Consider the following 8,543-nt stretch of genomic DNA (forward strand, 5'->3'; position numbering starts at 1 on the left):
CCCCTCCGGTCAGAGGCCCTCCTGCCGCGCCCGCATCCACCGCCCGGCGGCGGTCGGCAGGACGTAGACGGCGCCGAGCGAACCCAGCAGCAGGAACAGTTGCAGGAAGCCCAGCGTGGCGCCGACCAGTTCCTGGAACAGGGACGCCCTCCCCTGGAGCGCCGTGTAGGAGATGTCGTCGTCGTACTGTCCTGCCGCGAAGAAGCAGTGCACGCAGAGCAGCGCGACCACCGTCCAGTAGGCCTGCGCGGTGTGGAACCAGCGGGCCGCGTCGCGGCGGCTGTGCGGCGTCGACAGCCAGGCCATCACGCCTGTCAGTCCCACCGCCACCAGCACCCGGAGCCAGCTGGAGAAGGCGGGGAGGGCCAGCGCGATCAGCAGCGAGGTGAGTGTGACCGGGGCGAGCCACGCCGCTCCGACGGCCGGACGCCCCAGGAGCCCCTTGTGGATCCAGTCCGACGCCCGGGGAACCGGTGGGGAGCCCCCGTCCCGCGGTCCGTACGGCGTACGGGGCGCCGCGGACGGCCTCGGCGGAGGAGGCGCCGTCCCGGGGGGCGGTGTCCTGGGCGGCGGCGGGGGCGGTGGCGCGGGACCGCTGCCGCCCGGGCCGTGCGTGGGTGCGTCGTGGAAGGCCCAGCCGGCCGTGCGGGTGCCCTGCGCGTCCGGGTCGGCCTCGGTGCGCGGAGGGGCGTCACCCCGGTCGGTGTGCGGGCCGCCCTCGCGCCCCGCCTCCAGGTTGAGCAGCTCCTCGGAGCGGCGCGCGATGAGGGACGCCACGGGGGAAGGCAGCCACGCGTCGCCCGCCGTGTCGTGGACGGACGCCTGCACCACCAGCTGCCCCGCGTCCGGCCGGCGCGCCGGATCGGGGTCCAGGCAGTGCTGCACCAGCATGGTCAGCGCCGGGTCGGCTGCCGGCAGCTGGGCCGCCAGAGTGCCGCGGTGCGGCACCTGGCCGCTCGCCGCAAACGCCACGGTCAGCCCGAAGCTGAAGATGTCGCTCGCCGACGTGACGGACTCCCCGTAGGCCTGCTCGGGGGACATGTACACGGGGGTGCCGATCCGCGCGCCGCTGACGGTCAGCGCGGTGTCCAGGGCCGCGTGCACGACACCGAAGTCGATGAGCCGGGGCCCGGCCGCGGACAGCAGCACGTTCGACGGCTTCAGGTCCCGGTGGACGAGACCGTGGCGGTGCACGTGCTCCAGCGTGCGGGCGAGACCGGCCGCGAGCCGCCACAGCGCCCCGGGCGGCAGCGGCCCGAACGCGTCGACGGCCTCCTGCAGCGAGGGGCCCGGCACGTACTCCGCCGCGTACCAGGGATGCCGGTCGTCGACGTCCGCGTCCAGCACCGGCACCGTGCCGGCGCCGCCGATGCGCCGTACGACCTCCACCTCGCGGCGGAACCGGTCCCGGAAGCCCGGAAGGGCCGCCATCTCGGTGTGGATGAACTTCAGGGCCACGGACCTGCCGCCCGCGTTCCGCGCGAGATAGACCCTGCCCATCCCGCCCTCGCCGAGCCGCCCCAGGACCCGGTACTGACCCACCCGCCGCGGATCCTGCGCGTCCAGTTCCTCCACCGCTCGTCTCCCCCGCCCTGTGCCGTGCCTGAACAACTCGGCATCTTCGCACGCGGGTTGTCCGCCGACGGGCCCCGCCCCCGTGGACGTGTGCCGGTGCCGTCGACGGGCCGTCCGGTGCGGAGGAGAGGCCCGCAGGACAGCGACCCGGACGCCGGAGACCGGCCCCGGAGACCCCCCGGAGCCGGTCGCTGCCGCCGCCCGGGACGGTCGGCGCGCGCCCGCGCACCAAGCGGCGACGGGCACCCCGTGCCGCCGGACCGGTCAGTCCGTGCGCCCTTCGACGTACGCGCGCACGCCCGGCGCCTCACGGGCCTCCTCGGCCGTCACCAGGCCGCCGGGCACCTCGGCGTCGGGCCTGAGGACGTACGTCTTCAGGCTCGCCGGCCGCGCCACGTCCGAGAAGTCCTGCGGCATGCCGAGGCCCGCGTCGGCGCTGCTCTGTGCGCGGTGCGCCCGCACCACACCGGCCCGGGTGAGATCGCCCGCCTCGCAGGCCGCCGCCAGGCCGGTGCCCATCAGGCGGGCGGCGTGGTAACCGGACAGCACCCCCGAGTCGAGCGGTGCGTCGGGGAACTTCTTCCCGTACGCGGCGGCCATCGCCCGGACCCCCGGCAGGTCCGAGCCGGCCGGCGGGGCGGCGCTGACGACATGGAGCGACGCGGCGAGCGCGGGCGCGGCGGGGGTCCGCATCAGCTGCGGCGCGAAAAAACCGCTCGTAGCGGGTGTCGTTGTCGATGAACCGTTTCAGCCAGGCGATGCTGTACTTGGCGATGGTCGTGTCGGGGCTGTTCGGTGCGAAGTGGGAGGCGCCGTTGAGCTCCAGATAGGCCCGGTCCAGGGAGGACGGCAGGCTCTCGTAGAACGGCTCGGCGTGGCTGCGGACGGGCGCGATGCTGTCCCCGTCGGCCCCGATGACGAGCGTGGGCGTGCGCAGTTCGGGCCAGGTCTTGTCGAGGTTCCAGGGCGTCAGCGGGACGGCCGCCTGGAGCGACGGCCGGCTCTTCGCGGCCTCCAGGCTGCCGCCGCCGCCCATCGAGTGCCCCATCACCCCGAGGCGGCTGCTGTCGACCCGCCCGCGCAGGGGGCTGACCCGCGTGAGGTGGTCCAGCGCGGCCACGAGCTGGCGGCCCCGGCTGTCGGGCTGGTCGAACAGGGTGAGCGTCTCGATGGTGAACACGACGAACCCCTGCGAGGCCAGGCGGGGGCCCAGCCAGGCGATCGTGGACTCGGTGCCCGTGTAGCCGGGGGAGACGGCGATGGCGCCGAATCTCCCGTCGGCGATGGTCGTCGGGTAGCGGATGGTGCCGCCGCCGAAGCCCGTGGCGGCCCGCGAGGTCCGCGCCGTACGCCCGGAACGCGCCGACTGGCCGGAAAGCGGCGGTGCCGGACGGCGGCGCGGGCGTGATCCTGGGCCGAGGTCTGATGCGTCCGCGCCAAAAACGCGCACGGCGCGGCCATCGGGCCGGAGGGGGCGCACGACTCCCCGGCCGGCGCTGCCACACTCGCCGTGGCGTGCACCGCGCACCGGCAGGGGCCCGTCTTCACGGGTTCCCCGCACCGCCTCCACGGCGCGGGCACTTTCGGTCGCCGGGGTGATCCGGCGGGTCCGGCGGGGAGGACAGCGGGTCCACCGGATGCCTAGCCTCCCGGGCCATGCGATCACTTCTGATCCGACGCCTCGGCCTCACCGCCGCCCTCGCCCTGTGCCTGACCCTCCTCGGTTGGGCCCCCGCCGCGACCGCCGCCGAACCGGCCCCCGCGCAGCTGACGTTCTCCACGGACGCCGCCACCACGACCCCCGGCGGGACCGTGAACCTGTCGATGACGCTCACGAACAACAAGACCTACGACATCTGGTTCGTGTACCAGACCATCGACCCGACCTGGCTGACCACCCAGCGCCCCGACCTCACGTACGCGTTCACCGGCTGCACCCTCACCGGGGCCTCGGGCAGCACGCCCTGCTCCGGCACGGGCCCCGCCGACCTGGGCGGAAACTACGGCGCCACCATCCCGCCGGGCCAGAGCCGCACCGTCACCCTGACCCTCCAGGTCGCGCCCGACTCGGGCTGCAACGGCAACATCGGCTTCTACTCGTACTTCTACGCCGAGTTCAGCGACACCACGAACGTCAGCGGCGGCCCGGTCTACACCCCCGAGACGCGGGTTCTCTGCGCCTGACGCGTCCTGCGCCGCGCACGCGGGAGGCAATGCGGCCCGGATCCGGCCACGGACCGGGACCCCGCCCGGACGCGCCGCCGGCGCCCCCGCCGACGGGCCCCCGCGGCCCCTCGGCGGCGCGCACCACCGCCGTACCCGTGCAACAGCCCGCCGGAGGGCACCCTTCCGGCGGGCTGCCGCGCTCCGGGCGCCGCCCGGAAGCCCCGCCTCCTCCTCCTGGCGGGCCCGTGGTTTTGCGTCACGTTGCGCAGCAGCACCACGAAATCTCCACGGATACCCCACGATGTGACGCGACGGATGCGCGGACGACCGGCCTTCGAGGGGGATGCCGGCGCCGCGCGAGGGGGTGCGTCGCTCCGCGGAGCCGTACTCACGCCTGCTCCGGGAGGGGACACCACCGCATGAAGCGGACATCCAGCACCATCCTGCTCGCCACGGGCGCGCTCCTGGCCGCGCTCGTCCTGCCGGGCGCCACCGCCCGGGCGGACGACGCGCCGGCCCGCGTGGACCTGAGGGTCCTCGTCGTCACCGACGGGGGGCCGGCGACGGAAGCCATCGCGGCCGAACTCGCCACGGCCGGCACGCCGTACACGGAGATCGCCCTGACCCGCACCGACCGCCCCGTCATCGACGCCGCGTACCTCGCCGACACCAGCGGCGAACGGCACCGGGCCCGCTTCCAGGCGGTCGTCCTGCCGGACGACAACCCGTTCCCGGCCGGCTCACCCGAGATGGCCGCGCTCGCCGCCTACGAGCGGACGTACGGCATCCCGCAGGTCGACGCCTACTCCTACGCCCGGCCGGAAGCCGGCCTCCGGTACCCGGTCCACGGCGGGTACTCCGGCGGACTCGACGGGGCGGTTGCCCAGGTCACCGACGCGGGCCGTGCCGGCCCCTTCGGCTATCTCGACGGCGCGGTGCCCTTCGAGGACAACGCGCCCGCGATCGGCGAGAGCTACGGCTACCTCTCCACCCCCGCGGACGGCGCCGACTTCACCCCGTACGTCGAGGCCCCCATCCCCGGCACCACCAGGAAGGGCTCGCTCATCGGCGAGTACCGGCACGACGGGCGGCGGGAGCTCGTCGTCACCTTCGTCTACAACCGCCACCAGCAGCAGTTCCGCCTGCTGGCCCGCGGCATCGTCGACTGGATGACCGGCGGCGTCCACCTGGGCGCGTCCCGCAACTACTTCGCCGTGCACGTCGACGACGTCTTCGCGGCCGACGACCGCTGGAACACCGTCCTCAACTGCACCCCCGGCGACGTCGACTGCGCCGACCCCGGCGTCGAACCCGACCCGATCCGCATGACCCCCGACGACGTGGACGCCGCAGCCGACTGGCAGCACGCCCGCGGCTTCACCCTCGACCTCGCCTACAACGGCGCGGGCAGCGTCGACCACCGCGAGGACCACGGCGGCGACGACCCGCTCGCCGACCGCTTCCTCGCCCGGAAGCACGAGTTCCGCTGGATCAACCACACCTACACGCACGCCTTCCTCGGTTGCGAACAGGACGTGTCCGTCGTCCCCTGGCGGTGCGCCACCCTGCCGGACGGCACCGTGAAGTGGGTCGGCAGGACCGCCCTCTCCGACGAGATCGCGCTCAACCGGGTGTGGGGCCGGACCAGCGGACTGCCCCTGCACGACGGCGAACTCGTCACCGGCGAGCACTCCGGCCTGCGCGTCCTGCCCCAGCAGCACAGCGACAACCCCCACCTCGGACCCGCCCTCGCCGACAACGGCGTCACCTGGCTCGCCTCCGACAACTCCCGCGAGAGCGGCCAGCGTCAGGTGGGTCCCGCCACCACCGTCCCCCGCCATCCGATGAACGTCTTCTACAACGCGGGACGGGCCGCCGAACAGGTCGACGAGTACAACTGGATCTACACCAGCCGCGCCCAGGGCGGCAGCGGGATCTGCGAGGACAACCCCGACACCACCACCTGCCTGCCCGCCCCCCTCGACACCTCCACCGGCTACGCGGACCACATCGTGCCCCTGGAGCAGCGGATCGCCCTCGGCCACGTCCTCGCCAACGACCCCAGGCCGCACTTCATCCACCAGTCGAACCTCGCCGAGGAACGCATCGCCTACCCCGTCCTCGACGGTGTGCTCGACACCTACGAGGCGCTGCACGCCGACGACACGCCCGTGGTCAACCTGCGGATGCAGGACATCGGCCGCGAGCTCCAGCGCCGCGCCGCCTGGCAGGCGGCCCTGCGCGCCGGGCAGGTCACCGCCTACCGGATCGGCGCCACCGTGACCGTCGAGGGCCCGGCGGGTCTGGCCGCCCCCGCCACCCTGCCGGAGGGCACCCTGCAGGCGGGCACCGCCTTCGGGGAGCCGTACGCGGGCGCACGCTCAGGGTGGACGGCCCTCACCGCCGCACCCCTCGACCTGGCCCTGCCCCCCGCCGCCGCCCCCGCCGCCCCCGGGCCGGCCGCCGCCGGAGACGCCCCGCAGCAGGGGACGGCGCCCGCCCCGGCCACCCGCGTGCCCGCAGGCGTCCGCACCCCGGTCCCGCCGGGCGCCGCGGGCTGACCGCACCGCCGGACACGAGGTCCCGGCCGCCGCCACCGCGGCCGGGACCGGCACCACCACCCCACCACGCCGCGGAGCACACAGCCATGCACGCACACCCGGGCGCCCGGCACGCCGACGCCCCCCACGTCACCCTCCTCACCGAAGGCACCTACCCGCACAGCCACGGCGGCGTGAGCGTCTGGTGCGACCAACTCGTCACCGGCATGCCCGACCTGCGCTTCGACGTGATAGCCGTCACCGGCACCGGGAACGAACCGGTCGCCTGGGACCTGCCGGACCACGTCGCCGGGGTCCGCTCGGTCCCGATGTGGGGGACCGCCCCGGCGGGCCGCGCCCCGCGGGGCCGCGCCGCCCGGCGCCTCGCCGACACCTACGAGACGTTCCTGGCCGCCCTCCTCGACCCCGCCGCGGAGGCCGGCTTCGCGCCCGCCCTGCACGGCCTCGCCCGGGCCGCGGCGGACGCGGAGCTCAGCCCGTTCCTCCGCCGCGACACGGCGATATCCGTCCTGACCTCCGTGTGGCGGCGGCCCGGCCTCGCCGTCGCCGAGGCACGGCCCACCGTGCACGACGCGGTCACCGCCACCGCACTGCTCGAACACGCCCTGCGCCCCCTGGCCGCACCGCCCCCGACCCGCGGCGTGGCCCACGCCGTCAGCGGCGGCCTCGCCGTCCTGCCGGGACTCACCGCAGCCGAACGCCACGGCGTCCCCCTGCTCCTCACGGAGCACGGCGTCTACCTGCGCGAGCGCTACCTCGGCTACCGCACCGCCCCCTACCGCTGGCCCGTCAAGGCCGTCGTCCTCGGCTTCTTCCGGCTGCTCGCCGAGGAAAGCTACCGCCGGGCGGCCCTCATCACCCCGGGCAACCGCTACAACCGGCTCTGGGAGGAGGAGGGCGGCGCCGACCCCGCCGCGATCCGCACCGTCTACAACGGCGTCGACCCGGCGGCCTTCCCGCCCGCCGGCCCCGAGCCGGACGCCCCCACCCTCAGCTGGGCCGGACGCGTCGACCCCATCAAGGACCTGGAGACCCTGATCCGCGCCCTCGCCGTGGTCCGCGAACGGCTGCCGGACGCACGGCTGAGGCTCTTCGGCGGCACCCCGCGCGGCGGCGAGGCGTACCGGGAGCGCTGCGAGGCGCTCGCCGCCGACCTCGGGCAGGCCGGCTCCGTCACCTTCGAGGGGCGCGTCGACGACATCCGGGACGCCTACGCGGCCGGCTCCGTCGTCATGCTGTCCAGCATCAGCGAGGGCTTCCCCTTCACCCTCATCGAAGCGATGTCCTGCGGGCGGGCCACCGTCTCCACCGACGTCGGAGGCGTACGGGAGGCCGTCGGCGACACCGGACTGGTCGTCCCGCCCCGCGACCCGCAGGCGATGGCCGCCGCCGCGCTGGACCTGCTCGGCGACCCCGAGCGGCGCCGCGCGATGGGTGAGGCGGCCCGCAGCCGCGTGATCGCGCAGTTCACCCTCCGGCAGACCATCGACACCTTCCGCGCCATCTACTGCGAACTCGCCCGCCCGGACGGGCCACCCGCCCGCGTCCACCCGCCCGCCCGGGCGGCCGGCACCGTGGGGAGCCTCGCCGGATGAGCGGCCCCCTCTTCCTCGAACCGGGCAGAACCGACGGGGACACCCTCGCCCTGCGCCTCGCGGAACCCCCGCCCCACCGGACGCACCGGCACACCACGACGGGCCGCCCCCCGCACGGCGCGCCCGCGAGCCGCCTGCCCCGCCAGGGCCCCGACGAGGAGGCGGTCAGCGCCCTCGCCGCCGAACTCGCCGACCGGATCGGCCCCGCCGTCCACCCCTACGAGGTGGCCGCGCTGCTGGAAGCGGACGGCCTTCCCGCCTCCGTGATCAAGGAGCGGTACGGCCACCCCTCCCTCTTCTCGCTCGCCGCGGCGCTCCACGCCCGCGTGCCCCGCACCTTCCCGGAGCCGCCGCCCACCGCCGACCCCTGGCGGCCGGACACCCTGCGGTGCCTGCTGCGCGGGGTGCTCTTCGCCCTGCCCGCACTGGCGTACCTGCTCACCGCACCGCTGTGGGACATCACCCGCCACGCCCCCGTCCTCCTCGCGGCGGGCGCCGCCTCCTGGGCCTGGGGCCAGGCCCTCGGGCACCGCGCCCACCTCCGCCTGCGGACGGGCCGCCGGGAGGCCGGCCGCACCCTCCTCGCGGGCTCCGCGCTCGGCGCCGCCGCGGCCACCGCGACCGCGGCCGTGCCCGCCGCGGCGGG

4 protein-coding genes and 3 pseudogenes are annotated in these 8,543 nt (G+C 75.6%); 4 read left to right on the plus strand and 3 right to left on the minus strand.

Translation table 11 applies throughout. The annotated features are described in order from the left end of the window. Positions 1–9: 9 nt before the first annotated feature. From BJP40_RS02105 to BJP40_RS31265, 3 genes and pseudogenes are all read right to left on the minus strand, one after another. Entirely contained in the window at positions 10–1,575 is a 1,566-nt protein-coding gene (locus BJP40_RS02105; RefSeq protein ID WP_071278141.1) for a serine/threonine-protein kinase, read from the minus strand. A gap of 264 nt (positions 1,576–1,839) precedes the next feature. After that, positions 1,840–2,283 (minus strand): annotated as a pseudogene (locus BJP40_RS02110) (ABC transporter substrate-binding protein); the annotation flags it as partial. A gap of 1 nt (position 2,284) precedes the next feature. Continuing rightward, positions 2,285–3,025: pseudogene (locus BJP40_RS31265) on the minus strand (alpha/beta hydrolase); the annotation flags it as partial. 206 nt (positions 3,026–3,231) lie between these two features. On the opposite strand from BJP40_RS31265, the gene BJP40_RS02120 reads away from it, so the two are divergent. From BJP40_RS02120 to BJP40_RS02135, 4 genes and pseudogenes are all read left to right on the plus strand, one after another. Further along, a complete protein-coding gene (locus BJP40_RS02120; RefSeq protein WP_071278147.1) occupies positions 3,232–3,759 on the plus strand; it encodes a hypothetical protein in 528 nt (175 codons plus the stop codon). A gap of 401 nt (positions 3,760–4,160) precedes the next feature. Beyond that, positions 4,161–6,302 (plus strand): hypothetical protein, encoded by a 2,142-nt coding sequence (locus tag BJP40_RS02125; protein ID WP_071278149.1) that lies wholly within the window; start codon positions 4,161–4,163, stop codon positions 6,300–6,302. An 86-nt stretch (positions 6,303–6,388) separates the two neighbouring features. Continuing rightward, positions 6,389–7,897, plus strand: coding sequence for a GT4 family glycosyltransferase PelF (gene pelF / locus BJP40_RS02130; RefSeq protein ID WP_071278150.1), 1,509 nt, complete (start codon positions 6,389–6,391; stop codon positions 7,895–7,897). After that, a pseudogene (locus tag BJP40_RS02135) lies at positions 7,894–8,543 on the plus strand (hypothetical protein); the annotation flags it as partial. The gene pelF and the pseudogene BJP40_RS02135, both read left to right, overlap by 4 nt.

The organism is Streptomyces sp. CC53, assembly GCF_001865245.1.
GTDB lineage: Bacteria > Actinomycetota > Actinomycetes > Streptomycetales > Streptomycetaceae > Streptomyces.

What these genes read in the sequence shown, in the direction of transcription:
- BJP40_RS02120 (WP_071278147.1), top strand. Translation starts at nt 3,232, where the DNA reads ATGCGATCACTTCTGATCCGACGCCTCGGCCTCACCGCCGCCCTCGCC.
- BJP40_RS02125 (WP_071278149.1), top strand. Translation starts at nt 4,161, where the DNA reads ATGAAGCGGACATCCAGCACCATCCTGCTCGCCACGGGCGCGCTCCTG.
- pelF (WP_071278150.1), top strand. Translation starts at nt 6,389, where the DNA reads ATGCACGCACACCCGGGCGCCCGGCACGCCGACGCCCCCCACGTCACC.